General features: G+C 30.0%; 26 protein-coding genes. 3 read left to right on the forward strand and 23 right to left on the reverse strand.

Annotated elements, in window-relative coordinates:
* The first annotated feature begins 72 nt into the window (after positions 1-72).
* Positions 73-2,181, forward strand: a complete 2,109-nt coding sequence (locus tag CUEA01_RS13315) for a methyl-accepting chemotaxis protein (protein ID WP_234122187.1) — start codon at positions 73-75, stop codon at positions 2,179-2,181.
* Between the two features lie 488 nt (positions 2,182-2,669).
* Here CUEA01_RS13315 and CUEA01_RS13320 read toward each other — a convergent pair whose 3' ends face one another.
* From CUEA01_RS13320 to CUEA01_RS13400, 17 genes are all read right to left on the reverse strand, one after another.
* Positions 2,670-3,887, reverse strand: a complete 1,218-nt coding sequence (locus CUEA01_RS13320) for an IS256 family transposase (protein ID WP_234120032.1) — start codon at positions 3,885-3,887, stop codon at positions 2,670-2,672.
* 210 nt (positions 3,888-4,097) lie between these two features.
* The gene (locus CUEA01_RS13325; protein WP_234122188.1) at positions 4,098-4,649 is read right to left on the reverse strand and encodes a manganese efflux pump MntP; all 552 of its coding nucleotides are present in this window, start codon (positions 4,647-4,649) and stop codon (positions 4,098-4,100) included.
* A 109-nt stretch (positions 4,650-4,758) separates the two neighbouring features.
* A complete protein-coding gene (locus tag CUEA01_RS13330; RefSeq protein WP_234122189.1) occupies positions 4,759-5,208 on the reverse strand; it encodes a PadR family transcriptional regulator in 450 nt (149 codons plus the stop codon).
* 8 nt (positions 5,209-5,216) lie between these two features.
* Positions 5,217-6,065, reverse strand: coding sequence for a DegV family protein (locus tag CUEA01_RS13335; protein WP_234122190.1), 849 nt, complete (start codon positions 6,063-6,065; stop codon positions 5,217-5,219).
* An 84-nt stretch (positions 6,066-6,149) separates the two neighbouring features.
* Positions 6,150-6,788, reverse strand: a complete 639-nt coding sequence (trhA, locus tag CUEA01_RS13340; protein ID WP_234122191.1) for a PAQR family membrane homeostasis protein TrhA — start codon at positions 6,786-6,788, stop codon at positions 6,150-6,152.
* Between the two features lie 300 nt (positions 6,789-7,088).
* Positions 7,089-7,421 carry a single-stranded DNA-binding protein gene (locus CUEA01_RS13345; protein WP_234122192.1) on the reverse strand — a complete coding sequence of 111 codons (333 nt, stop codon included), beginning with the start codon at positions 7,419-7,421 and terminating at the stop codon, positions 7,089-7,091.
* A gap of 767 nt (positions 7,422-8,188) precedes the next feature.
* Positions 8,189-10,177 (reverse strand): transketolase, encoded by a 1,989-nt coding sequence (tkt, locus tag CUEA01_RS13350; RefSeq protein ID WP_234122193.1) that lies wholly within the window; start codon positions 10,175-10,177, stop codon positions 8,189-8,191.
* Positions 10,178-10,397: 220 nt separating this feature from the next.
* Complete coding sequence (locus CUEA01_RS13355) at positions 10,398-11,303, reverse strand: AEC family transporter (protein ID WP_234122194.1); 906 nt, start codon at positions 11,301-11,303, stop codon at positions 10,398-10,400.
* A gap of 101 nt (positions 11,304-11,404) precedes the next feature.
* The gene (gene hisE / locus CUEA01_RS13360; protein WP_234122195.1) at positions 11,405-11,737 is read right to left on the reverse strand and encodes a phosphoribosyl-ATP diphosphatase; all 333 of its coding nucleotides are present in this window, start codon (positions 11,735-11,737) and stop codon (positions 11,405-11,407) included.
* A gap of 2 nt (positions 11,738-11,739) precedes the next feature.
* On the reverse strand, positions 11,740-12,075 hold the full coding sequence (hisI, locus tag CUEA01_RS13365; RefSeq protein WP_234122196.1) for a phosphoribosyl-AMP cyclohydrolase: 336 nt from the start codon (positions 12,073-12,075) through the stop codon (positions 11,740-11,742).
* Between the two features lies 1 nt (position 12,076).
* On the reverse strand, positions 12,077-12,847 hold the full coding sequence (gene hisF / locus CUEA01_RS13370) for an imidazole glycerol phosphate synthase subunit HisF (protein ID WP_234122197.1): 771 nt from the start codon (positions 12,845-12,847) through the stop codon (positions 12,077-12,079).
* 6 nt (positions 12,848-12,853) lie between these two features.
* Positions 12,854-13,570 (reverse strand): 1-(5-phosphoribosyl)-5-[(5-phosphoribosylamino)methylideneamino]imidazole-4-carboxamide isomerase, encoded by a 717-nt coding sequence (gene hisA, locus CUEA01_RS13375; protein WP_234122198.1) that lies wholly within the window; start codon positions 13,568-13,570, stop codon positions 12,854-12,856.
* A complete protein-coding gene (gene hisH / locus CUEA01_RS13380) occupies positions 13,571-14,182 on the reverse strand; it encodes an imidazole glycerol phosphate synthase subunit HisH (RefSeq protein ID WP_234122199.1) in 612 nt (203 codons plus the stop codon). It abuts the gene before it with no gap.
* A gap of 11 nt (positions 14,183-14,193) precedes the next feature.
* Entirely contained in the window at positions 14,194-14,784 is a 591-nt protein-coding gene (gene hisB, locus CUEA01_RS13385) for an imidazoleglycerol-phosphate dehydratase HisB (RefSeq protein WP_234122200.1), read from the reverse strand.
* A gap of 73 nt (positions 14,785-14,857) precedes the next feature.
* Entirely contained in the window at positions 14,858-16,159 is a 1,302-nt protein-coding gene (gene hisD, locus CUEA01_RS13390) for a histidinol dehydrogenase (RefSeq protein ID WP_234122201.1), read from the reverse strand.
* A gap of 16 nt (positions 16,160-16,175) precedes the next feature.
* Positions 16,176-16,808: an ATP phosphoribosyltransferase gene (gene hisG / locus CUEA01_RS13395; RefSeq protein WP_234122202.1), complete on the reverse strand. Its 633-nt coding sequence runs from the start codon at positions 16,806-16,808 to the stop codon at positions 16,176-16,178.
* 2 nt (positions 16,809-16,810) lie between these two features.
* Positions 16,811-18,013, reverse strand: coding sequence for an ATP phosphoribosyltransferase regulatory subunit (locus tag CUEA01_RS13400; RefSeq protein WP_234122203.1), 1,203 nt, complete (start codon positions 18,011-18,013; stop codon positions 16,811-16,813).
* 644 nt (positions 18,014-18,657) lie between these two features.
* On the opposite strand from CUEA01_RS13400, the gene CUEA01_RS13405 reads away from it, so the two are divergent.
* Positions 18,658-19,002, forward strand: coding sequence for a phenylpyruvate tautomerase MIF-related protein (locus CUEA01_RS13405; RefSeq protein ID WP_234122204.1), 345 nt, complete (start codon positions 18,658-18,660; stop codon positions 19,000-19,002).
* A gap of 709 nt (positions 19,003-19,711) precedes the next feature.
* On the opposite strand, the gene CUEA01_RS13410 is transcribed toward CUEA01_RS13405, so the two are convergent.
* From CUEA01_RS13410 to CUEA01_RS13425, 4 genes are all read right to left on the reverse strand, one after another.
* On the reverse strand, positions 19,712-20,884 hold the full coding sequence (locus CUEA01_RS13410; RefSeq protein WP_234122205.1) for a MerR family transcriptional regulator: 1,173 nt from the start codon (positions 20,882-20,884) through the stop codon (positions 19,712-19,714).
* 58 nt (positions 20,885-20,942) lie between these two features.
* A complete protein-coding gene (locus CUEA01_RS13415; protein WP_234122206.1) occupies positions 20,943-21,869 on the reverse strand; it encodes a GNAT family N-acetyltransferase in 927 nt (308 codons plus the stop codon).
* 107 nt (positions 21,870-21,976) lie between these two features.
* A complete protein-coding gene (gene crcB / locus CUEA01_RS13420) occupies positions 21,977-22,321 on the reverse strand; it encodes a fluoride efflux transporter CrcB (protein WP_234122207.1) in 345 nt (114 codons plus the stop codon).
* Positions 22,322-22,335: 14 nt separating this feature from the next.
* Positions 22,336-22,755, reverse strand: coding sequence for a fluoride efflux transporter FluC (locus tag CUEA01_RS13425; protein WP_234122208.1), 420 nt, complete (start codon positions 22,753-22,755; stop codon positions 22,336-22,338).
* A gap of 571 nt (positions 22,756-23,326) precedes the next feature.
* On the opposite strand from CUEA01_RS13425, the gene CUEA01_RS13430 reads away from it, so the two are divergent.
* Positions 23,327-23,509 carry a hypothetical protein gene (locus CUEA01_RS13430; RefSeq protein WP_234122209.1) on the forward strand — a complete coding sequence of 61 codons (183 nt, stop codon included), beginning with the start codon at positions 23,327-23,329 and terminating at the stop codon, positions 23,507-23,509.
* 230 nt (positions 23,510-23,739) lie between these two features.
* Here CUEA01_RS13430 and CUEA01_RS13435 read toward each other — a convergent pair whose 3' ends face one another.
* Together CUEA01_RS13435 and CUEA01_RS13440 are read right to left on the reverse strand one after the other, a co-directional pair.
* A complete protein-coding gene (locus CUEA01_RS13435) occupies positions 23,740-24,315 on the reverse strand; it encodes a helix-turn-helix domain-containing protein (RefSeq protein ID WP_234122210.1) in 576 nt (191 codons plus the stop codon).
* Positions 24,316-24,422: 107 nt separating this feature from the next.
* Entirely contained in the window at positions 24,423-25,688 is a 1,266-nt protein-coding gene (locus CUEA01_RS13440) for an MFS transporter (RefSeq protein WP_234122211.1), read from the reverse strand.
* Positions 25,689-25,798: the final 110 nt, after the last annotated feature.

Genomic DNA, 25,798 nt, shown 5'->3' on the forward strand with positions numbered 1-25,798 from the left:
CATAAATTTTACTAAACAGTATTTAAATCGTTTTCATTATGTTGTATCATATATACCATGGGGGGGATACAAATGAAAACTAAAAAAAGAAAAAAAGAAAAACAATCTTTACAATTATTTAAACAAATATCTGATGATTTAAAAATTAAAAATGGCTTATTAAAAAAGTTAGTTTTTTCTTTTTCTTCCGTTATCATTGTTTCATTATTTTTATGTGGTATAATAACTTATTTAATAACACGTTCAAAAGTGACAACAGACTTTAAAAACTCAACTTTAGAAATACTTAACCAAAACAAAAATTACATAGACCTAATTAACTCTACAGTAGATAATACTTCTTATCAGCTTATACAAAATTCTAATTTTATAGCAGAACTTTCTACTAAACCTGATGAAAATTCATTTGATACAAATTCATCTAGACTTAGGAAAACAATTCAAGAGGCTTATATTAGCCCACTTGCTAACGGTTTAATAACAAGTTCTGCTATATTTACAGACAACACATTGTCTGTAACCTCTACTAATGATTATGTTATTGATGAAGATCTGCAGAAAGTAAAAGATTCTGATTGGTATAAGAAAGCCATATCTCTAGATGGACAATCTTTTTGGACAGTTCCTCATAAAATTTCATATTTAGGAAGTAACTCGAACAATAATTTTGTTTTAAGTCTTGTTCGATTAATAAAAAGTACAGTTACCTTTAAAAATGTTGGTGTTTTATGCCTTAACATAGATCCTAGTACACTAAGTGATAAACTATCTCAAACCTCTATAGGAAAAAATGGCTACCTATTTCTTGTTGCACCTGATGGAACTATAGTCGCTCATAAAAATTCAAGTTTAGTAGGAACAAAAATTAAAGATAGCTATTTTTCTAAGATTAAAAACTCTAATACTGGTGATTTTACTTATAAAGATGGCAACAAAACAATGTACGGTGTGTATTCGACTTCAGACACTACAGGTTGGAAGCTTATAGGAATAGTTCCTAAATCAGAATTAACAAGTACTGCAAACACAATTGGTATTTTTACGATATTAATAACAATACTATGCATTATTGTTTCTATGGTAGTATCAATATTTACAACATACCAAATTTCTGAACCTATTAAAAATATAATAGGTATAGCAAAAGAATTATCAAGTGGAAATTTTCATTTTAATTCCGATAAAAAATACAACATATATGAGTTAAACAGTTTATCTGAAAACTTTAATAAAATGATACTTAATTTAAGAAGTGTTCTTATTGATACTTCAAAGCTAAGCACAGAAACCAATGAATCTTCCTCATATATTTTAAATGTTTCAAGTAATCTTAAACAATCTTCAAATGAAATAACCGCAGCTGTACAAGAAATTGCAAATGGTTCTTCTGCTCAAACTGAAGACACTTTAAAATGTTTGCATATATCAGATAATTTTAATAATGAAATAAGTAAATCAGTTGAAACTTTAAATTCTGTAAATCAAGCTACAAGTAAATCGATGGTTTTATTAGACAAAAGTAATTCTATAATTGTAGGCTTGAATAATGCTTCAGATAATAATTCCAAAGTTATGGGAGACGTTGTTAAAGAAATGAATGACTTAGCTTCTAATACAAAAAATATAATTATTATATTAAATAAAATAAATGAAATAACAGATCAAACTAATTTGCTTGCTTTAAATGCATCAATTGAAGCGGCTCGTGCTGGAAAAGCAGGTCTTGGATTTGCTGTTGTAGCTGATGAAATCAGGAAATTGGCTAATCAATCTCAAGATGCCTCAAATGAAATAGAAGCTATATTAAATCAAGTTAATTCTTCAATAAATTCTTCACTTGATTTATCAACAAAAGCACAAACAGCTTTTTCTAGTGAACTTAAACAAGTTAAAGAAACTATATTTACTTTTGATGAAATAAAGCGCTCTATTTCAGAAATAGGAAGTTCTATGCAAGAGGCAATAAATACAATAACTCAGATTGATAATGATAAGAATACTTTAAATGTAAACATTTCTAATATAGCAAATGTATCAGAAGAAAATACATCTTCTACTGAAGAAGTTTCAGCTTCTATACATGAACAAATGGAAGTAAATGATGAAATATTTAACCTAGCTGAAAAGTTAAACGTTCAGTCTCAAAAGCTTAAAGAACTTGTAAGTACCTTTAAATTTTAGAAGCATTAAACCAAAGTACAAAGTATAAAGTACAGAGTACAAAGAAGGATGATTTACCTTTCCTTACGTCAGTCAAATCTTAAACTTAAATGTAGTCAGCTTCGCTGAGCAACATTAATACTGCGATTGCTTAAGCAATCAAGAATAAGTTTTAAGATTTTCTGTAGCAAAGCGAAAAGAAAATCGGCCGTGTAAATAATTATGTGTATTCTCTTTCTTTAGACAAATAATTTCGAAATGATATTTTTGTAAAATTTTGTAAAATAAATTTTTCAAAGTTTATTGTTTATTCAGCATTACATTGTATATTATATCCAATTTTGGTCAATAATATACTTGCTAATAGCAGGATAAGGCAATGCTGAGGAGCAACCTGAGCGGATATTAGTGTTCTTTACAGAAACGGATGGTTTTAAACTATCCGTTTTATCCGTTTCTGGGAGAACTAAAGCGATAAACCTCAGGGGTTTGGGGACAGAGTCCCCAATTTATGCTCCTTTGTTTAAGATTTCACTAAATAATATATTAAGTTGGCTTATAACAAGATCCCAATTTTCATATGCACGAGTCCATTTCTTGCTTACCTTCTGAGTAGCAAGGTACAACATTTTCATAAGACTATCATCATTAGGGAATATGAGTTTTGTTTTAGTTACTTTTCTAAATTGACTATTAAGACTTTCTATTGCATTGGTTGTATATATAATCTTACGTATAAAGTCAGGGAAAGCAAAGAAAGTTATCAAGTTATCCCAATTATCTTCCCAGCTTTTTATTGCATTAGGATATTTACTTTGCCATTTTTCTTTTATAGCCATAAGATTTTCAAGCGCAATATCTTCATTTACTGCTCCATAGACAGATTTTAAATCTGATGCAAAAGCCTTTCTATCCTTATATGGTATATATTTCATACTGGACCTTAGCTGATGTATTATACAACGTTGTATTTTAGCAAAAGGATATACTGCACCAATGGCTTCCTTGAAGCCATTTAAACCATCTACACAGAATATAAGGACGTCTTTAACGCCTCTATTTTTAAGATCATTTAATACTGATAGCCAGAATTTGCTGCTTTCATTTGCACCTACCCATATGCCCAATACTTCTTTCTTTCCATCCATAGTTACACCTAATACAACATAAGCTGCCTTAACTACAATTTGCTTATCTTCTCGTACCTTATAATGAATTGCATCCATAAATACAAAAGAATAAGTTTTTTCAAGAGGTCTGTTCTGCCATTCTGAAACTACTGGAATAATTCTATTTGTTATATTTGATACCATTTCAGCTGATAATTCAATGTCATAAAGATTTTTAACTTGTTCTGTTATATCTCTTGTAGTCATTCCAGCTGCATAAAGTCCCATAATCTTATCCTCAATTCCAGTTATATTTCTCTGATATTTAGGAATGATTTTAGGTTCATATTCACCATTTCTATCACGTGGTACATTTAATTGAACTGTTCCAAGTTCAGATTTTAAAGTTTTCTTTGAGTAGCCGTTTCTACTATTTTGGGTTTGTTTTTCAGCAACATCGTATTTGTCATATCCAAGCTGTGTATCCATTTCAGCCTCTAAGGCTTCTTGAAGTACATCTTTAAACATATCCTTCATGGCAGCTAAAATATCATCTGGACTTTTAAAATTCTGTTCATTAATATAATTTCTTAAAATTTCTTTAGAAATATTCGACATAAAAAAGCACTCCTTCTTGTAAATAATTGTAATTTATTTATCTAAATTATTGCCAAGAAAGAGTGACTTTTATTCAGTTTACACAAAATTTTTTACAGGCTCAGAAAATCATCCTTCTTTGTACTTTATACTTTGTACTTTGGAAAAAGCTTCGCAATATTTATTAATTACTGCAAAGCAATTTTTGTTTCAAAAGCTCTTTCCTTTACCTTAAAAGAACATCATTTTTAATCCAAATAATATAAGAATTACTCCACCAACGTAATCAGCATACTTGGTTACCAATTCTAATTTTCTCAAATATTTTGATATAATAAAAGCTAGTACCGATATAATAAAAGTTACTATTCCTACAAATATGGATTGGGCTGCTATTATGTAATTACTATTTATTTTATTAAAAACAGTAAATCCAACAACTGCTGCATCAATACTTACTGAAATTCCTAAAATTATATACATTTTAAAGCTTGAAAATATGTTATCTTCCTTTTCCTCAAAGCCTTCTTTTATCATTAATACCCCAACTAATGCAATAATAACTCCACCAATTATTTTAGGAATTGCTACTACATAGGTATTAAATAAAAAGCCTGCATATGCTCCCAAAAGCGTAAAAAAGAATTGAAAAAAACCAAATGAAGCTGCAAAAATTAATTTACTGTTTCTTTTTACACCTTTATTAATTCCTATACTAATTGCTACGCCAAATGCATCTAATGAAAGTGCTATGGCTATTATTACTAGTGAATAAAAATCCATAAAAAGTCCCCCTATTAAGTTTAAAATATATTTAAAAACAAAGAAATTTGGCTTAATTCATTATGCAATAACCCAAATAACCTTATTTTATAATGAATTTAGAAAAATTTCAATCCTCATTATACAAATCCTTATAAACTATTTTAAAAACCTCCAAAGCTTCTTTCATTTTATCCTTTAGTAATAGCTTTTTGCTTTCAAATTCACTAATTCCTTTTTCAGTTATGGTATAAATTTTCTGTTGTTTTTTACTTTCCTCACTCCACCTTCCAATTATAAATCCTTCCTTCTCCATTTTTTTCAAAATTGGATATATTCCTCCTGTACTTGGAATCCAAAAACCATTAGTTCTATCTCCAATTTTATGTGCTATATCATTTCCATTTGTTGACCCTAAGCTCAATATGTATAATACATAAATTGGCAACAACCCTTTAGTAAATACTTGACCAACTGCTTTTCCTTCTTTTTCAATCCTTTTTAGTTCCGCCAGTCTCTCTCTGTATTCTTGATATAATCTTTTTTCTTCTTCCTTTATATCTATGCTTCCATTTTTCATTTTAATATTTATTTTTCCTCTAACATTACAAGTCCAACCAATCCAGGTCCACTATGAACGCCGGCTACTGGACTTAAACATCCACCAAAATAACAACTTGTTATATTAGGAAGCAGTTTTAATTTATCAAAAAACTTTCGAGCTTCTTCTTCTGCATCTCCATGAACAACATAAGCAGAACATTTATGATTATCCGTTATTTCTTTTGCTATTTCAAATATTCTATTTAAAGACTGTTTCCTTCCTCTAACCTTATCATAAGAATAGTAATATCCATCTTTGTCTATTGAAACTATTGGTTTTATATTCAAAAATTGACCTATAGTTCCTGCAAGTTTACCTATTCTTCCACCTCTTTTTAAATATTCCAAAGTTCCAATAACAAAAAATAAGTGCATTCTTTCCTTTATTTTAGGTATTTCTTTTACAATTTCATCAAAACTCTTGCCAGCTTCTATTAATTTTGCACACTCCTTGATAAAAATTGCTTCTCCTGCCGATATTGACTTAGAATCATAAATGTAAGATTTAATTTTAGGGTGATTCTCCGCAGTAAGCTTAAGACCGTTAAATATTCCTGACAATCCAGTTGAAAGAGTAATCGCTATAGCATGCGTATAACCTTCTCTTTCTAATTTATCATATAAATCTTCCATATCTTGAAGTGCTGGCATTGATGATGTTGGTACTTCCTTTTCTAGATTTCCGTAAACTTCCTCTGAGGTTATATCTACTTTATCTTTATATTCTCTATCCTTATAAATAATTCTAAAAGATAATACATTAATATTATATTTTTTTATAGTATCTTCTGTAAGGTCTGCTGTTGTATCAGTTATTAGTGCTATCTTTTCCATTTATTAATTCCTCCCAAACTTTCATATTTAAATTATAGCATTATCAGTATTGATATATCAATACTGATATATCAATACTGATAATTAAAAAAGATAAAATAAAATACAGAAAAAATGACATGCGCTACCTGCCATCACAAGTAAGTGCCATAAAGCATGATTGTATGGAATTTTATCAAATAAAAAAAGTACTGCTCCCAATGTATATATTACTCCACCAGCTACAAGCAAAATTATACCGTGTATTGGTAAAACTGTGATTATAGTTTTTAAATAAAATACTATTAGCCACCCCATGATTACATATAATAAAGTTGATATTTTTTCAAACTTGCCACAAAAGAATATCTTTATTAGTATTCCTATAACTGAAGCTCCCCATACAACCCCAAAAATTATCCAGCCACCATGCTTTCTAAGTATTGTAAGTGCAAAAGGAGTATATGTGCCTGCAATTAGAATATAGATAGATGCGTGGTCAAATATTCTAAAAACTTTCTTCGCAACTCTACCAGGAATACTATGGTATAATGTAGAAAATGTATATAGAATAATAAGTGATATTCCATAAATTGTATAACTTACTACATGCCAGGCTGTACCATATTTAGCTGAAAACACAATTAAAAGTACTAATGCCGATATTGAAAGAAGCGCACCTATACCATGTGTTATTGCATTAGCAATTTCTTCTCCTTTAGTATAAAAATTATTATCTTCCAAACCACTCACCTCATTATAAAAATTTTAAAACATGCAATGACATAACTCAACAAATTTCCTTAATTTTAGAAACATGTTATTTCATATTAAAGTCACCATATAGTTTCGATAACCACATATTGCTATATTTATATATTACATCATGAATACAAATATGGCAATATATAATTTAAAAAATATAGAGTCTTTAACTCAAGGTACAAAAGAATTTTTTTAACTACCATACAACGCAAAGTAAAAGTGCCACAAGATATTAGTTTCATTTAAATAATCCTGCAACACTCCTACTTTTCATTATTTTTAAACAATTTCCTTTTTATATTCTAAAAACTGAACTTCTTCTCCTACTACTTCTGTAACATATTTTTTTATACCGTCTTTATTGCTGTAACTTCTAATTTGAAGCCTTCCAACAACACTTACAAGACATCCTTTTTTCATATACTTAGCAGTATTTTCAGCTGTCTTTCCCCATACGGTTACAGGTATAAAATCTGCATCAAAAGTTCCATTATTATTTCTTACTTTTCTGTTAACTGCAACAGTAAAATTACATATATATTTATCAACTTCTTCTAAATGTTTTACTTCTGGATCCTTGGTCATTCTTCCTATTAAAATTATTTTGTTCATTTTTTAGCTCCTTATCATATATTTTCTAATTTATATATGATATTATGTTCAACTTTACTTTAAATAAACAAATTTTTAAAAAAAATTTATTGGAAAGTAAGAGCATTTTGGAACATTAAATAGCAACAATAAATCTAAGAGGAATATTCTCAAAATCCTAAGAACTTTCAATAACTCACTATCGTTCAAACAAATTGAAAGTTCTAAGTCTTTTGAGAATATTCCTCTAAGATTTATAAGCTGTTATTTAAATCGTTCCAAAACGCTCTTACTTCCCAATTACAGTGGTTTAAGGAAAAAATTCCTCCGTGCCTACGGAATTTTGGTGTAGTGCAAAGAAATAGTTTTCAAATTGTTATAATTACTGTTTTGAGTTAGGAAATAATTATATATCATGAAATAAAGATGTAGTGGATTAATCAAAGAATATTTGGTAGGCGTAAGAAAAAAATGATGTTAGCGAATAGGGGCGAAAAAATTTCTAAATAAAATTGTATAAAACTTAGTGGAAAAATTTTCAATCTTTAGAGTTTTAGATTGTCTGAACTAATCTTTGCGAGTTATCGAAAGCTCTTAAGCTTTAAAAAATTTGCCGCTTAGTTTTATTAATTTTATTTAGGATTTTGAGCCCCTATTCACTAACATTATTTTTCTACGCCTACCAAAGGTTCTTTGATTTTGCACTACACTTTGATTCGTAATATCTAAATTTGATGATAAAATACTTTCTATCACTACACCCCAATTTTGTAACAGTTACTTTAAAACTATTTATTATTTTTTACAATATCCAAGCACATTTTCAATGTATTTTCATTTGTAAATCCGAATTTTTCAAATAAAATCTCAGCTGGTGCTGAAGCTCCAAAATGATCAATAGAAAGAATATCTCCATCCATGCCAACATATTTATGCCAACCAAATGAACTTGCTGCCTCAGCTGCAAATCTCTTTCTAACTGAACGAGGCATAACTTTTTCTTTATATTCCGCACTTTGCTTTTCAAATAATTCAAAGGAAGGTACACTTATAACTCTAGCATCTATACCATTCTTTAATAATTCATCTTTAACATTGTATACTAATTCAACTTCAGAACCTGATGCCATGAGTAACATATCTGGTTCAGCCTTTTCTGAGTCTCTTAATATATATGCACCTTTAAGTGCTTCTTTTCCTGATTCCTTGTATAAAGGAAGCTTTTGTCTTGTAAGTACTAAAACAGTTGGTCCATCAGCTGTAGTTAATGCATATTTCCAAGCTGCTGCTGTTTCAACTGCATCTGCTGGTCTTATAACAGTTAAATTAGGTATACTTCTAAGACCCGCAAGGTGTTCAATTGGTTCATGAGTAGGTCCATCTTCTCCAACACCTATACTGTCATGTGTCAACACATAGACAACTGGCAAATTCATAAGTGCAGACATTCTCATAGCACCCTTCATATAATCACTGAAAACAAAGAACGTTGAAACAAATACCTTTAATCCACCATGTGCTGCCATTCCATTGGCAATTGCAGCCATAGCATGCTCCCTTACTCCAAAATGAAGATTTGCTCCGGCTCTATTTTCTTTTGAAAAATCACCTTTGCCCTTCATATATGTTTTGTTAGAAGGTGCTAAATCCGCAGAACCACCTATTAAATTTGGTATAACCTTAGCTAAAGTATTTATTATATTTCCCGATGCATCTCTTGTAGCTAATGGCTTTTCAAACTTCCATAACTCTTCTAAGTTATCCAAGTCTACTGTTACTTTTCCGCTCATCCATTCATCAAATTCTTTTGAAAGCTCAGGATATTTTTCAGAATATGCTTTTCTAAGCTCATTCCATTTATCTTCATTTGATTTTAAAGCTTCTTTTAAATCTTCCATATATTTCTTTACTTCTGAAGGCACATAGAAATCTTCATCGTAATTAAAGCCTAATTTTTCTTTTAAAACTTTAACACCTTCATCTCCAAGTGGTGATCCATGAACATCTGCTGTTCCTTCTTTTGGAGAACCAAAGCCTATAACTGTTTTTGATATTATTAAAGTTGGCTTTTCATTTTGATTTTTAGCCTTTTCAATTGCAGCAACAATTGCTGACATATCAGTTCCATCTTCAACCTCTATTACATTCCAATCATATGCCTTAAATCTATCTCCAACATTTTCTCTAAATGCAATATCTGTATTTCCTTCAATTGATATGTTATTTGAATCATATATTACAATTAACTTTGAAAGTCCAAGTGTGCCTGCTAAAGATGCTGCCTCTCCTGAAATTCCTTCCATCATGCAGCCATCGCCTGCAAGAACATAAGTATAGTGATCTACTAACTTTAAATCTTCTTTATTGAATTTTTCTGCAATATAAGCTTCTGAAATTGCCATTCCAACGCCATTAGCAATACCTTGGCCTAAAGGTCCAGTACTTATTTCAACTCCAGGTGTTACGCCATATTCAGGATGGCCTGGTGTTAAACTTTCCCATTGCCTAAATTTCTTAATTTCCTCTATAGAAACTCCATATCCAAATACATGAAGAAGTGAATATAAAAGCATAGATGCATGACCTGCAGATAATACAAACCTATCCCTATTAACCCAGTTAGGATTAGCTGGGTTGTGCTTTAGTTCCTTTGACCATAAAGCAAATGCTGCTGGTGCTGCTCCAAGTGGAGTCCCCGGATGTCCTGAATTTGCTTTTTGAATTGCTTCAGCTGACAAAATTCTTATGGTGTTTACTGTTAGTTCTTCAACGTTCATGTTTCGCCCTCGCCTTTCATAAATATACTGATGAATTTTATAACATAATGCATAGATATACAATTTACAATTCAGTATATTTTAGATTTTATAAAAATTTTACATTGTACATAACTTTGTGCCAATATTACTTACTGTCTTTTTAATCCTTTAAAATTATAACAAACTTTTCACTATTTATCTATAGCTTTTACATTGTATGTATTTTTATTTGGCTACTTTATAAAATATTAAATATCAAGGGAATTGTAATTACGGATAATATGGTACTTAAAAATGCACATTTAGAAGCGCATTGCTTGTCTCCACCATAATTTTCTGCAAAAACCCCTACTAAGGTTGCAGATGGCATTGCAGTTAAAATTACACATATATCTAAAACAGTCTTATCAACATTAAATGTTTTTAAAATGAACCATATTATTATTGGAGCTGCTATGAGTTTTACAAAGTTAACAATATAAACATTAAACTCGGAAAATATTTCTTTTATCTTCACATCTGCAAGCATTGCTCCTATTACAAACATAGAAAGCGGAGTGGTCATATTTCCTATGCTTTCACAAGTTGTTATTATTGGTGCTGGAAGTTTTATAGAAAATAAAAATATTATAATTCCAATAGCCATAGAAATCATTGGCGGCGTTAAAAAAACTTTTTTGAATACATTTCCTTCACTCTTTTCTGTAAATAAAAATGTACCATAAGACCATATAAAAATATTAAACGGAATTGAATATATTGATGTATAAAAAACGCCAGTTTTGCCATATAATCCTGCAATTAAAGGATATCCCACAAAACCACAATTTGAAAAAATAGTTGCAAACTTCATTACGCTCTTTTTATCATTTGGAAACTTGAAATATAAAACTTTACTGAATAATATTAATACTAAATGTGCTACAAGCGACCAAACAAAAATAGCGATTCCCTTATTAAACATACTCTTTGAAAAACTAAAGTTAAATGAATTAATAATTAAAAAGGGCATAGTCACATTTACAAGTATAGTCGACAGCCCTTTACTTATAGTTTCATTTATAATCTTAGTTTTCTTTAAAATCATTCCAACTATCATCATTAAAGTTAGAATTTCAACTTGATTTATAACACTGTTGTTCAAATTTACATCTCCTTATCCTTGGGTATATAGATAAACAATTTCAATGTTTCAAATTGTTTATCCTTAGTAAAACCTTCTCTACTATAATTGTATACAACAGCTTATATTTTTTCAATAGTTTTTCTTTCTGCTTTTTTATTTCCAATTTTACTACTTCGTTTTGCAAGTTCTTCTGATATATCATTAAGTTCAATATTTTTTTCAGCAAGTAATACCATAATATGATAAATAACATCACAAACTTCATTTACAATTTCAACTTTATCATCATTTTTGGAAGCTATTATTACTTCTGAAGTTTCTTCTCCAACTTTTTTTAATATTTTATCTATTCCTTTTTCAAAGAGATAATTAGTATAAGATCCCTCCATAGGATTTTCTTTTCTATCTTTTATTACTGAATATAGCTCATTTATAATTTCTGTTTCACTCATATTTAATCAGCTCCTTTGCATTTTCTATAAAAACAGCTTCTGTTTCCAGTATGACATGCCGCCCCAACTTGCTCTACCTTTATTAAAATTGTATCTCCATCACAATCAACGCTTATTTCTTTTATATATTGAAAATGTCCTGAAGTTTTTCCCTTATTCCAATACTCTTTTCTGGACCTGCTCCAAAACCACGTAGTTCCAGTTTCTAATGTCTTCTCTAGAGACTTTTTATCCATATAAGCAAGCATTAATACCTCATTATTTTTGAAGTCTTGAATAATTGCAGGTACAAGGCCCCTGGAAAAATCTACGCTTCCAATTATCTCATTTTTCTCCAAACTAACCCCTCCTTAGTCTAACCTCTACTCCGTTCTCACCTAAATATTCTTTTACTTCCTTTATGGTAACTTCCCTGTAGTGAAATAGTGAAGCCGCAAGTGCCGCATCTGCTGAAGTTTTCTCAAATACTTCTTTGAAATCTTCAAGTTTACCACAACCACCAGAAGCTATTACTGGTATTTTTACGCTTTCACATACCTTATCAGTGAATTCTATATCGTATCCATTCTTAGTTCCATCAGCATCCATACTTGTTAAGAGAATTTCACCTGCTCCAAGGCTTTCACATTTTTTTACCCATTCAATTGCATCAAGACCTGTATCTACTCTTCCACCATTTATAAATACATTCCAGCCAGAATTATCCTTTCGCTTTTTTCCATCAACTGCCACAACTACACACTGACTTCCAAACATATTTGCTGCTTCTCGTATAAGTTCTGGTCTCTTTATGGCTGCTGAATTTATTGAAATTTTGTCCGCACCTGCTCTTAAAATATTTTTAAAATCTTCTAAGTTTCTTATTCCTCCGCCAACAGTAAGAGGAATAAACACTTTCTCTGCAGTTTTTCTTACAACCTCTATCATAGTTTTTCTTCCTTCATTGGTAGCGCTTATGTCTAAAAAAACTATTTCATCTGCACCTTCCCTATTATAAAATTCAGCTATAGAAACAGGATCTCCTACATCCTTAAGATTTACAAAATTTATTCCCTTTACAACTCTTCCGGTATCTACATCAAGACACGGAACTATCCTCTTTGTAAGCAAACTACCTCACTCCCTTGTTAAATTGATTGCCTCTTTAAGCTTCACATTTCCACTATAAATAGCTTTTCCTATTATTGTTCCATAAATATTCATTTTATTTAGTTTTAACACATCCTCAATGGACTTTATTCCACCAGAAGCAGTTATATCACATTTTACAGTTTCTTTTAAAGCCTGGAGCATTTCAAAGTTAGGTCCTTCCAAAGTTCCATCCTTGCTTATGTCAGTAAGTATAATATTTTTAACGTCCATATCCTCCATTAATTTTGCAAACTCTAAATAGTTTATCTCGCTAACCTTAAGCCAGCCATTTACTGCAACATAACCATTCTTTGCATCTATTCCAACAGCAACCCTGTCACCATATTTACTTATTGCCTCTTTAAGAAATTTCTTATCATTAATTGCTGCGGTTCCAAGTATTACCCTCTTTACACCTATGGAAATAAGCTTATCTACTGCCTTAATATCTCTTATACCGCCGCCAAGTTCTATTGGTATACTTACGTTTTTAACTATATTTTCTATTAGTTTTATATTTACTACTTCTCCGCCTAATGCTCCATCAAGATCAACTACGTGTATAAATTCAGCGCCATCATTTTCAAACCCCTTAGCAGTCTCAACTGGACTTTCAGCCACTATCTCTGATTGTTCAAAACTGCCCTTGTAAAGTCTCACGCACTTTCCATTTCTTATATCAATTGCTGGTAATATTATCATCTATATCAACTCCCCAAAATTTTTAAGCATTTTTATTCCAACTTCTCCGCTCTTTTCTGGGTGAAACTGAAGTCCAAAAACATTATTTTTACTTACAACTGCTGGTACCTTAATTCCATAATTACAATAAGCATTTAAATTAGTTTCGTCACTTAAATCCGCATAATATGAATGAACAAAATATACATATTCACCTTCATCTATTCCATTAAGTACTTCACATTTCCTTGGAATACTTAAATCATTCCAACCTATTTGTGGTATTTTTAAATCCACCTCAAATTTTTTAACTCTTCCTTTTATAAGACCTAACCCATAAGTAGGCTTAATTTCTTCACTTTCCTCAAATAAAAGCTGCATTCCAAGACAAATTCCAATAAGAGGCTTACCCTTTTGGACTTCTTTCTTTACAGCTTCATCTAAATTCAGCTTTTTTAAATTAGTCATCGCATCTGGAAAAGCTCCTACACCTGGAAGCACTATTCCATGACTGCTTTCAATTTCACTTATATTAGAAGTTATTATAGGATATATTCCTATTGATTCAAATGCCTTTTGAACACTTCTAAGATTGCCCATTCCATAATCTATAATTGCTATTTTCTTATCCATATTTTCACCACCTATAGCATGCCTTTAGTGGACATTACTCCCTTTATTCTTTCGTTTCTCGATAATGCTTCGCAGAGCGCTCTTCCAAATGCTTTAAAAAGTGCTTCTATCATGTGATGATTATTTTTCCCATAAATAACTCTTGCATGAAGCGTTATACCTGAATTAAATGCAACAGCTCTAAAAAATTCCTCAACCATTTCAGTATCAAAATCACCAAGTTTGTCTGCTGTAAATTCTGCATCAAAAACTAAATACGGTCTTCCACTTACATCTAAAGAAACCTGTGCTAAACTCTCATCCATAGGTACAAATACAGTTCCATATCTATTGATTGACGCCTTGTTTCCAATTGCAGTTTTTATGCATTGTCCGATCACTATTCCTACATCCTCAACGGTATGATGTGAATCAACATACGTATCTCCTTTTGCTTTTATCTGCAAGTCTATAAGTCCATGTTTACTAAAAAGTGAAAGCATATGATCAAAAAATCCTATTCCAGTATCTATATCATACTTTCCTTCCCCATCCATATTTAAATTAATATCAATATCTGTTTCTCCTGTTTTTCTTTTAATACTTGCTTTTCTTTCTTCCATAAATACCACCTCCAAATTCAGTGAAATCAGTCTAAAAACTATATAGCTGTATAACTTGGAAAATTGAAATTGCTTATCTATACTTAAATCTAACTTTTATTGAATTAGCATGAGCTGTTAAGCCTTCAGTTTCTGCAAGTTTTATAACTTTATTTCCTACTTCCTTTAGTGCAGCTTCTGAATAGTAAAGGTAGCTTGATTTCTTTATAAAATCATCAACAGAAAGTGGAGAAAAAAATCTAGCTGTTCCGCTAGTTGGAAGAACGTGATTAGGTCCAGCAATATAATCCCCAAGTGGCTCTGGTGAATAATATCCAAGAAATATCGAACCTGCATTTTTTATTTTTCCCAAATAAATAAATGGATTTTCTACCATAAGTTCAAGATGCTCTGGTGCAATAGTATTCCCTATTTCAATAGCTTCAGCTATATTATCTACAATTATTATTGCTCCATAATTTTTAAGTGCTTCAAGTATTATTTCTTTTCTTTCTAATCCTTGTACTTGAACTTTTATTTCACATATTACCTTATTTGCAAGTTCTTTCGAAGTTGTAACTAAAATTGCAGAAGCTAGTTTATCATGCTCAGCTTGAGACATTAAATCGGCTGCAATGTATGAAGCATCACCCTTTTCATCTGAAATTATAAGTATTTCACTTGGTCCTGCAATCATATCAATATCAACAAACCCAAAAACGCTTTTTTTAGCCATTGCAACAAATATATTCCCAGGCCCAACTATTTTATCTACCTTATCAACTGTTTCTGTACCAAAAGCAAGGGCTGCTACGGCTTGAGCTCCTCCAACCTTAAAAATTTCATCTACTCCCGCTAAGTCTGCCGCCACTAGTATATTAGGATTTACAAGACCATTCTTCATTGGTGGTGTTGTCATTATTATTTTTTCTACCCCCGCCACTTTAGCTGGAATAGCATTCATAAGCACTGAAGATGGATATGCTGCTGTGCCACCAGGAACATATATTCCTACCTTCTCAAGTCCCCTAACAATACGTCCCATCATAACTCCATTATCTTTTGTTTCTATAATTGAATTTTCTTTTTGCTTTTCATGAAAATCCAATATATTTTCTTTAGCTGTCTTTAATGCTTCTAAAAATTCCCTATCCACATTTTTGTAGGCAGCTTCAATTTCATTTTTTGAAACCTTTATATCTTCCAAAACTTCGCAGTCAAATTTTTTAGTATATTCAATTAAAGCCTTATCGCCATATTTCCTCACATTTTGAAGTATATTCTCAACTATATCCATTACTTTTTCATCAGCTTTTCCCTGTCTTTCATTTAAAGCCTTAAAATATGCTTTTCCTTCAGAACTGTTGTTATATATTAAATTTATAATATCTTTCACTCTTCTCTCTTCCTTCCTATAGATTTTTTACTTTATCTATAATTCCTGTTATCTCATCTTTTCTAAGCTTCATGCTTGCCCTATTTACTATCATCCTTGCACTGACACTGCATATATCCTCAAAAACCACAAGTCCATTTTCTTTTAAGGTAGTCCCTGTCTCTACAATATCAACAATTGCATCTGCAAGTCCAAGTATAGGTGCAAGTTCTACTGAACCTTCAATCTTTATAATTTCAACATCCATACCCTTATCTCTAAAATAATTTCTAGTTACATTTGGGTATTTTGAAGCTATTTTTTTTCTATTGCAGCCTTCATATAATTTAAATTCAGGAAGAGATGCCAGTGCAAATTTACATTTACCTACTTTTAAATCAAGCACTTCATAACAATCCTTATTCATTTCCATTAAAGTATCTTTTCCGACTATACCTATATCTGCTGCGCCGTGTTCTACATATGTCAAAACATCTGCCGCTTTCACAAGAACAAAATCTATATTATTTTTTCTATCATGGAAAATTAATTTTCTACCTTTATCCTTTAATTCACTGCAATCTAACCCTGCTTTCTCAAAGATTTGAATTGCCTCCGTTTCGAGTCTTCCTTTAGTTAGTGCAATTCTAACTGGTGTAATACTTTCCATAACTATTCTTCCCCCACATTTATTGTTTTTCCGCTGTCTATATTCATTATTTTTAAAATTTTATTTTCCAGGCAATATTTCTTTGTAGCTTCCAAATCGTCAAAAAGACTTACCTCTGCACTATGACCTTCAGCATTTAATTTTATAGCCGCAGCATACGCTTTTTCAACATAACTTGAAAACACCATGTATTCTACTTTATCTTCCGCACTTTTCTTTTTATTCTCTGATAAAGCTTCCAAAAGATTATCAACATTTATTGCAAGTCCAGTCGCTGGTATATCGCAGCCAAACTGACTTATTAAATTATCATATCTTCCTCCGCTTAAAAGTGCATCTCCTATGCCTTTAGCATATCCCCTATATATTAAGCCTGTGTAATAATTTATGTGCTGAACCATTCCCAAATCTATAGAAAGATATTGCTGGAAACCGGCTTTTTCAACTATTTCATAAACTTCATTCACTATTTTTAATGCCTCTATAGCTTTTTCACCTTTTACAAGCTTTTCTGCTTTTTTTATTACTTCTTTTCCGCCAAATAATTCCGGGAGCATTTTTAGTACTTCACTTTTTTCCCCTATTACTTCTTTGTTTTCTTCAATAAAATATTCAACTTCACTGAAATTTTTATTTTCAATTAAATTTCTAAGTTTTTCAGAAGCTTCATCCTCTAAGTCGATTTCTTCCATTATGCTTTTAAAAAATTCCGCTTGACCTATTTCAATTTTAAAATCTTCAAGTCCAGTATTTAAAATTGCCCTTATTGCAGTAATTAAAACTTCAACATCAGCTCTTAAATTATTACTGCCAAGTATCTCTATTCCTGATTGAGTTATCTCACTTATCTTTCCATTTAAAGCCTCATTCATTCTATATATACTTCCAGTATAGCTAAGTTTTAAAGGATATGACCTTCCCTTTATTTTAGTTGCCGCAATCCTTGCTATTGGAGTTGTCATATCTGGCCTTAATACAAGCATTCTTCCTATATTATCAAAGAGTTTATACATCTTATCTTGATTTATAGGTTGATTTTTTAAATTATATACATCATAAAATTCAAAAGTTGGAGAATTAACTTCTTTATAACCCATTTGAATATATATATTTCTAAGTGTATTCTCAATATTGTTTTTTCTCGTACACTCATCAAATAAAATGTCTCTTGTTCCTTCTGGTATATATTTTCTTAAATTTATCATTATTATCACACCTTATATACTTTATCACTTTAGCACGATAATGTGCTAAATACATTCTAACAGCATTATATGCTGATGTCAATTATTTTTTGAGGGCTGCTGAACAAAATTGTTTTATACGCAAATCTTAAAAAATGCAAAACTTTATTCAGAGTACAACTGACAGAGTACAGAGTACAGTGAAGGATGATTTTCTTCCGCCTTGCTACAGAAAATCTTATAACTTATTTTTTGATTGCTTACGCAATTGCGACATTAATGTTGTTCAGCGAAGCTGACAACATTTAAGTTTAAGATTTGCCTGACGTAAGAAAGGTAAATCAACCTTAACTGTACTCTGTACTCTGATTTAATGCTTCTCAATAATTTTAAGTTATGTATTAAATAATCTTAGTGCGACAGCTCCTTCCTTTAGTATGTTAGTTTATTTTTTCTTAAATTATTTTGTGAAAATTAGTGAAAAATATTATATAATTATTTCAATGCACGATTCATAGTTCACAATACACAATGAAGCATTCTATTGCGCAAGCAATAAAAAAATAAGTTTTATGATTTTCTGTAGCTTTGCTACAGAAAATCTTCCTTCATTGTGAATTGTGCATTGTGAACTGTGAATTGATTAAATTGAAGGAGGCTTTTTTATGCCATTTATAAATTCTAAAGTAACAGTAAAACTTGATGATGAAAAAAAAGAAAAATTAAAATCTGAATTAGGTAATTTGATAAGCTTAATTCCTGGTAAAAGTGAAAGTTGGCTCATGGTTGGTTTTAATGATAATTATTCACTTTATTTTAAAGGTGAGAAAAAAGATAAGGCTGCTTTTGTAGAAGTAAAGATATTTGGAGGAGCTGACAAAGAAGCAAAAAATAAATTGACCGCAGAAATTTGCAGTCTATTTGAAAGGGAACTTCAAATACCTCAAAATTCAATATATGTAACTATTGAAGAAATTACAGATTGGGGCTGGAATGGGGAAATGTTCTAATGCAAAATAAGTGTATCACAGGATATTAAATAAAATTAATAAATCTAAGACAAAAAACTTTAAAAGCCTGAGAAGTTTCAATAACTCGTTAAAAAGACACTCAAACAATTGAAACATCTAACACTTTTAAAGTTTTTCATCTAAAATTTATACAATTTTATTTAAATCATCCTGCAATACACTTGCTTTGCAATATACATGGTTTTAAAGGAAAGACCCCATACTAGAGGCTTGGGCGTAAGCCCATTAAGATTCTTGAACCTATATTATTAATTTCTAGTGCTCCATTTGAAAGACATAAATTAATCAAAAATATTAGTGTACCTACGTAATTTGGGTGTATTGCAATAAAATAGTTTTTTTATTCTTATAATTAATGTTTTAAATGTAGAAAGCAATTATATATTGTGAAATAAAGATGTAGTTGAATTAATTAAATAGCCTTTGGTAGGTGGAGGAAAAAATGATGTTAGGGAATAGCATTGAAAAAATATTTTAAATAAAATTGTATAAAACTTAGCGGAAAATTTTTTAAAGCTTTAGAGATTTAGATTGTCTGAGCATATTTTTGCGAGTTATCTAAAGCTCTTAAGCTTTAAAAAATTTGCCGCTTAGTTTTATTAATTTTATTTAAGATTTTAAGATGTTATTCACTAACATCATTTTTCTACACCTACCAAAGGCTATTTGATTTTGCACTACACTTTGTTTAGCACTGTTTAAATTTTACCGCTTTAAAAATTCCTGCTTTTGTAGTTATAGCTAGCTTACCTTTTTCTTTAATGTAATTTTCAAGATACTTTGTAAATTCTCTTCTCTTATTTCCAACAAGCATTGAACTTCCCTTTATTGTAGATGCCTTGTATGAGGCAATTAGTTCTGCATCGTCTATTACTATTTTTCCCTCAAGTATATCAACCTTAACTTCATCAAAATATTTTTTAAGTAATGGATATCCATTTTCTAAATCAAACCTATCACACATGCCATTAGTATGTAATCCAAGTTTAAAATCAAAGTTTTTTATAAGTTCATTTAATTCTGCCATTGCCATACAAGAGTTGGTAGTTATATAAAGAGTACCGCCTTTTACTAAAACTCTCTTCATTTCCCTTATTGCTTTTTCTATATCAGGAACAAGATAAAGCATATGTCTTGCAATAACTATATCAAAGCTTTCATCTTCATATGGTATATCTTGTACATCAATTTGTTTATATGAAAATTTATGATTTATATCTTTTAAATTATCCTTTGCAGAAAGCAGCATACCTTCTGAAAAATCTGATACTGTAATATCCCAGCTATCCTTTACATTTTTACTATTACTATACCAAAAATCTCCTGTTCCTGAACCAAGTTCCAATATCCTTGATTTGTTTGAAAATTTCATTTCATTAAAGCACCAATTAGTCCAATCAGTCTTATTTATGTTATAACTATGAAATCTAAGCCTAGAATTTAACTTTTCATCTGTAATATACTGCTCTTTTACTTTACGCTCCATATTAGTTATCTTGATAATATCAATGAGTTTACTCACATCTAAAAAACCATTTTCTTTTATTTGATTTTCTGACTTTTCAAAAACACTTATAACTGATTCTATATGGCGCTTCTTTTCCTCTAAAGCCTTTTTTTGAATACTAATCATATTCTCTAAGTTTTGCTCTCTTCCATATAGAACTTGTCTTATTTCGTTCAAAGACAATCCAATATATTTTAAAGTTATAATTTGTTGAAGTCTAATCAAATCTTCTTCTTGATAAATTCTATATAATGAATTTGAATTTCTAATTGGCTTTAATAGTCCGATTTTATCATAATAAAGAAGTGTTTTTACAGTTACTCCTGTTTTTTGTGCAAGCTCACTTATTTTCAAAATATCAACCTCCTTTTAGGAAATTATAAACCCTAACCTTAGAGTAGAGTCAAGAAGGTTAATTGCTTAATTTACAAAAAATACAATGATCTTCCCAATTACCATTAATAAATAGATACTTTTCACTTATACCAATTTCCTTAAAACCACATGCTTTCAATACACTTTTAGACTTTACATTATCAATTAAAGTAGCCGCTTGTATTCTATGGAGTTTTAAAGTATTAAAAGCATATTCTAATATAATATTCACAGCTTCCTTTGCATAGCCCTTTTGCTGCTCTTTTTCATCAATAGAATATCCTATAGTTGCACTTTTAAATATTCCCCAAGAAATATCGTATAACTGAATAATTCCTATTATAGCTTCATCTTTAAATATACCCCAAAAAAATTGGCTTTTATTTAAAAACTGAACATAACTTTGTATTATAATATTTTTTTGAAATTCTAAAGTATAAAAATTTTCATTTTTCAATTCCTCAAAATGCCTAAGATATTCTTTGTTTCTTTTATAGTAATTTAGCAGCTTGTCCGAATCATATGTACTTAAAATTCTCAAATAAATATTATTTCCATCTAACCTCAATAAATTTTCACACTTCGTATTTTTGTATGTACTATACTCTATCCCCAGCAATATCTCATTATTAAATTTATCATCTTTTATTATATTATTTTTTATAACACCCTCTACACTAAAATTCAAATCAAAAAAAGGCTGTAACTCTATATTTTGTCCAATTACCACATTGATTTTACATAAATCTATACTCTTGAATATCATGTCTATAAAAATTTTAATTGCCTCTTTAAGATATTTGTTTTCTTTCTCATAAAAATAGAATCTAAATGTACAATTTTTGTTGGCATCAGAATATTCTATGATTTGTATATTACCAATTTCTATTTTACTCTTATTTCTAATAACATATCTCTTATTATTCTCATTAGCCTCAATTATCACAAAATCATTTTCAATCATCAAAAATAATCTCCTAACTCTTTGATTTTGATTTATCTCTAATTATAGGGCTAAATTATATGCTATTTATAAAAAAACTATTAATACTTTATAAAGTTTACTAAAAATCAAGCAATCTTCACTCCAATGACAAATCCAATAATCCCAAATAAAACAGATAAAATTATATATATAATTGCATTTAATTTTTTATTGTCTTTAAATAAATTGAAACTTTCAAACATAAAGGTTGAAAAAGTTGTATATCCACCTAAAAATCCATCTCCAAGAAGAGTATATAAATTACTTGTAGTTTTAGTTGCTACAATACCAAGTAGTATAGCTCCACTAATATTTATGAAAAACGTTCCAATTGGGAAAATACCTTTACTTTTTTTCTTTATTACTTCTCCTAATTTAACCCTTGTGATACTTCCTATAAGTCCCCCAAACCCTACTAATATATATGGCATAATGTTTTTCCTCCTTATACAACATCTTCTCCACTTTCTTCAATGGAATTATTGCTTCTATTTTCTATATACTTAGCTAGTGAATATCCTAACCATGCTGCTGCTAATCCTAATAAAATTGATGAAAAAGTATAGGCTATAAATTTAAAAATTTCATTCTTATTAATATAAAAAACCGCTTCTTTACAGAATGTAGAAAAGGTTGTAAAAGCTCCAATAAACCCGCCTGACACACCACTTTTTAGTTCTTCACTAATTTTCCACTTATATAACGTTAAAAATAAAAATAAAGATAGTACAAAACTTCCAATGACATTAATCATTAATATATTACCTGTTATTCCAAATACCATTGGGAGTTTGATGTTTTTTATAAACAATCTCACTGCCGCTCCCAAAAATCCACCTATTGCAATGTAAATATATTTTTTCATAAGTAACTCCCTCCATAATTTTTAACACAAATAAAAATTCTCCTGCAAATAAAATAGTATTTGCAGGAGTCATTAGCAAAATGCGGTTGAGGCATATTAAAGAAAATAAAATTTCCAACTTTTGGCTAGTTTTGTGTAATACTTCGTCACCATAACACGCCAAAACAACCAGTATTAACGAGTTATAGTTCCCTGTATTACACAAAACTATCTCTCAATTTGGGCTTATTATTTTTTTAATATACCTAAAGGTGAACTCCATCACCCAATTATATTATTGTTTAATTTTACTATAAATATTTTAAAATTTCAACTATTAAAATTCATGTGCACCATAATACCCAGAAGCCGGCATTTTGGTACAAATAAATTTTAAGTTTCAAGGTGGTTTATCTTTATAGATATACAATCTGGAACATTAAAATTGCCAATTCCAAGTTTATCCTGACAGCAATATTTCTCAATTCACGGTTCACGATGCACAATTCACAGTGAAACTTTCATTTTCCAGTATAGATTTTTTTATTTTATGCAAACTATAAGTAAATTTCATTTTATGGAGGTATTAAATATGGATAAAAATGAGCGAAGCCCAAAGGAGAAAGAAGAGGTAAAAAATCTTGAGCAAAATTACAGAGTTACTAAAGATTATATAGAAGACAACAAGGATCATATGAATCCAACCGACTTAAAAAATGTACGTGAAAAACAAGCCAATCGTGAAACTCAGCGTAAAAACCTTGAATGGCACTAGAAATTAGTTATCCTTTATTAGCGATATATCACTTGCAAATTACAAGTTTATCTTAAAAAGATTACAATTTTTAGAGCAGATTACAGATGACGGAGTACAGGGTACAGTGAAGGATGGTTTACCTTTGGCATTGCTTAGCTAAATCTAAAACTTAAATGTTATCAGCTTCGTTGTACTCTGTATTCTGTATTCCGTATTCTGTTTAAAATTGTAATTTAACACTTTGTATTTTATTTACTCTTCTCTTTATCTCCCCTATTTTTTATCATAGCAAAAAACACTCTGTGATCTCCATTTTGTGTATGTTCCCTTTTCTTTATAAAATCATCTACATATTCATGAAATTCCTTTGCCTCATCATCAGTCATATAAATTTCTGAATATTCAATAACACAATTTCTGTTATGCCCTTTCTTAGTATCAGGTTGGATACCTTCTATAAAATCATTTTTAGCTTTATCAAAAATATCACTTAAAACCCTAATGCTTTCATTAACTTTCACGCTGCTTATTGGTTCATTTGCATCATATTTATTTTTCACTATAAATGATTCTGCTGTTAATTCATAATATTTAGCTATAATCCCATTTATATTTTTAGTATGTGCCAGTTTCAATATGCCTACCTTTTCCATTTTTTTTATATGATAATAAACCTTTGCTGGTACCTCTCCCATAACATCTGCAATTTCTTTACATGTAGCAGGTCTACCTAGTCTTTTAAAATTAAATAATATCTCTATTCTATATGGGTCTGTATACGCTCTTACCTCTTCTACTGTTGATAACTCTTTTTCTTTTTCCACCTTTTTCACTTCCTATGTCAAGTAAAATGAAGTCAACATTAAACTTTGTAGTTATATTGACTTCATTATATACTTTACCATACTTACCATTAGAATAAAAGCTATCCTTATGCAGTTATTTTCTCTGTATTTTTACTATTATTTTGCATGAAAGTAAATACTATACCTGTAGCTAATACTATTATTCCTGCTAATATTGCTGGAACATAGGCTTTCGTATAATCAAACATACCACCTATTACTATCTGTCCTACTGGCATTGCAGCTGTACACACTGTACTAAGTACTGAGCCAGCCCTCCCCATCATTTCCATAGGGGTATTACTTTGAAACAGAGTAGAAATTAAGATATTTATCACCATACCTTGAACTGTCATAAGCACTGAAATGAATATAATACTAGCTAAAGTTACAATGGGACTTAAAACACCATTGCAAAACAATAACAACGCAAATGCCAAAAACATAACAATTACTCCAAACGAAATTATTGTAACTCCGAATATTTTTTCCACCTTACATTTTTTCCCTATGGCTCCCGCGAGTATAGAACCTGCTAAAGCTCCTAATGCAACTATAGAGTCTAATGTTCCTAATGCTGCATCTGAAACAAATAAAAGCTTTTTTAAAATATACGTAAGTCCAGTTGAAAAAAGTGGTGAAAGTGCAAAATTTATTACAAATGCTGAAATTACTATTTTTAATATTAATTTTTCATTTTTTATAAAAGCCAAGCCTTCTTTAAAATCATTTGTAAATTGTTTAAAATCAAATTTTTCAATTTTTCTAGTATTTTTAGGGATATTAATAAATAATTCAATCAAAGCAGAACTAAAAAAGCTAAAAGCATTTATAATTAAAACATAATATATGCCAAAGAAACCGAATATAATACCTGAAACAAGAGCACTTCCTAATTCCGGTATAGTTGTTGTTGTTGCATTAATAGAATTGGCTTTAAGCAGTTCTTCTTTAGCTACAATTCCTGGTATTACTGCCGAAGCTGCTGAACTATATAAAAGTGATACAACTGCTAAAGCTATGACAGCAAAATAAATATAACTCATGGGTAAAATTCCATTTACTTTATACATGACTCCCATGGAAATAACTATTAAGCCACTTATGATATCTAGTACAATCATCATTTTCTTCCTATCAAACCAATCTGCAAAAACACCGCAAATTGGTCCTAATATGATTTGCGGAAGTATCGTTACAGCAAGAACGGAAGCAAATTTTGCAGCTGACCCCGTTATTTTTAAAACATATAGTGATAATGCAAAGTCTTGAATTTGAGTCCCCAATATTGATATAAATTTACTAGAAAGCAGCAAAACAAAACTTTTATTTCTAATTAATTTGCTTTTCAAACAAATCGCCCCCTACGTTAAAATATTTTTCTCGTTAAAATTATTTTAACGCTATTGAAAGATTTTGTAAAGTAAAATTTACTAAAAAAAGCCATATTTTATTATAAATT

Origin of the sequence: Clostridium hydrogenum, assembly GCF_021432385.1 — a bacterium.
GTDB lineage: Bacteria > Bacillota > Clostridia > Clostridiales > Clostridiaceae > Clostridium_S > Clostridium_S hydrogenum.

Excerpts from the sequence above, each read along its gene's own strand:
- CUEA01_RS13315 (WP_234122187.1), top strand. The coding sequence starts at position 73 with ATGAAAACTAAAAAAAGAAAAAAAGAAAAACAATCTTTACAATTATTT.
- CUEA01_RS13320 (WP_234120032.1), bottom strand. The coding sequence starts at position 3,887 with ATGTCGAATATTTCTAAAGAAATTTTAAGAAATTATATTAATGAACAG.
- CUEA01_RS13325 (WP_234122188.1), bottom strand. The coding sequence starts at position 4,649 with ATGGATTTTTATTCACTAGTAATAATAGCCATAGCACTTTCATTAGAT.
- CUEA01_RS13330 (WP_234122189.1), bottom strand. The coding sequence starts at position 5,208 with ATGAAAAATGGAAGCATAGATATAAAGGAAGAAGAAAAAAGATTATAT.
- CUEA01_RS13335 (WP_234122190.1), bottom strand. The coding sequence starts at position 6,065 with ATGGAAAAGATAGCACTAATAACTGATACAACAGCAGACCTTACAGAA.
- CUEA01_RS13345 (WP_234122192.1), bottom strand. The coding sequence starts at position 7,421 with ATGAACAAAATAATTTTAATAGGAAGAATGACCAAGGATCCAGAAGTA.
- tkt (WP_234122193.1), bottom strand. The coding sequence starts at position 10,177 with ATGAACGTTGAAGAACTAACAGTAAACACCATAAGAATTTTGTCAGCT.
- hisE (WP_234122195.1), bottom strand. The coding sequence starts at position 11,737 with ATGAGTGAAACAGAAATTATAAATGAGCTATATTCAGTAATAAAAGAT.
- hisA (WP_234122198.1), bottom strand. The coding sequence starts at position 13,570 with ATGATAATATTACCAGCAATTGATATAAGAAATGGAAAGTGCGTGAGA.
- hisH (WP_234122199.1), bottom strand. The coding sequence starts at position 14,182 with ATGGATAAGAAAATAGCAATTATAGATTATGGAATGGGCAATCTTAGA.
- hisB (WP_234122200.1), bottom strand. The coding sequence starts at position 14,784 with ATGGAAGAAAGAAAAGCAAGTATTAAAAGAAAAACAGGAGAAACAGAT.
- hisG (WP_234122202.1), bottom strand. The coding sequence starts at position 16,808 with ATGGAAAGTATTACACCAGTTAGAATTGCACTAACTAAAGGAAGACTC.
- CUEA01_RS13400 (WP_234122203.1), bottom strand. The coding sequence starts at position 18,013 with ATGATAAATTTAAGAAAATATATACCAGAAGGAACAAGAGACATTTTA.
- CUEA01_RS13405 (WP_234122204.1), top strand. The coding sequence starts at position 18,658 with ATGCCATTTATAAATTCTAAAGTAACAGTAAAACTTGATGATGAAAAA.
- CUEA01_RS13415 (WP_234122206.1), bottom strand. The coding sequence starts at position 21,869 with ATGATTGAAAATGATTTTGTGATAATTGAGGCTAATGAGAATAATAAG.
- crcB (WP_234122207.1), bottom strand. The coding sequence starts at position 22,321 with ATGCCATATATATTAGTAGGGTTTGGGGGACTTATAGGAAGTATCACA.
- CUEA01_RS13425 (WP_234122208.1), bottom strand. The coding sequence starts at position 22,755 with ATGAAAAAATATATTTACATTGCAATAGGTGGATTTTTGGGAGCGGCA.
- CUEA01_RS13430 (WP_234122209.1), top strand. The coding sequence starts at position 23,327 with ATGGATAAAAATGAGCGAAGCCCAAAGGAGAAAGAAGAGGTAAAAAAT.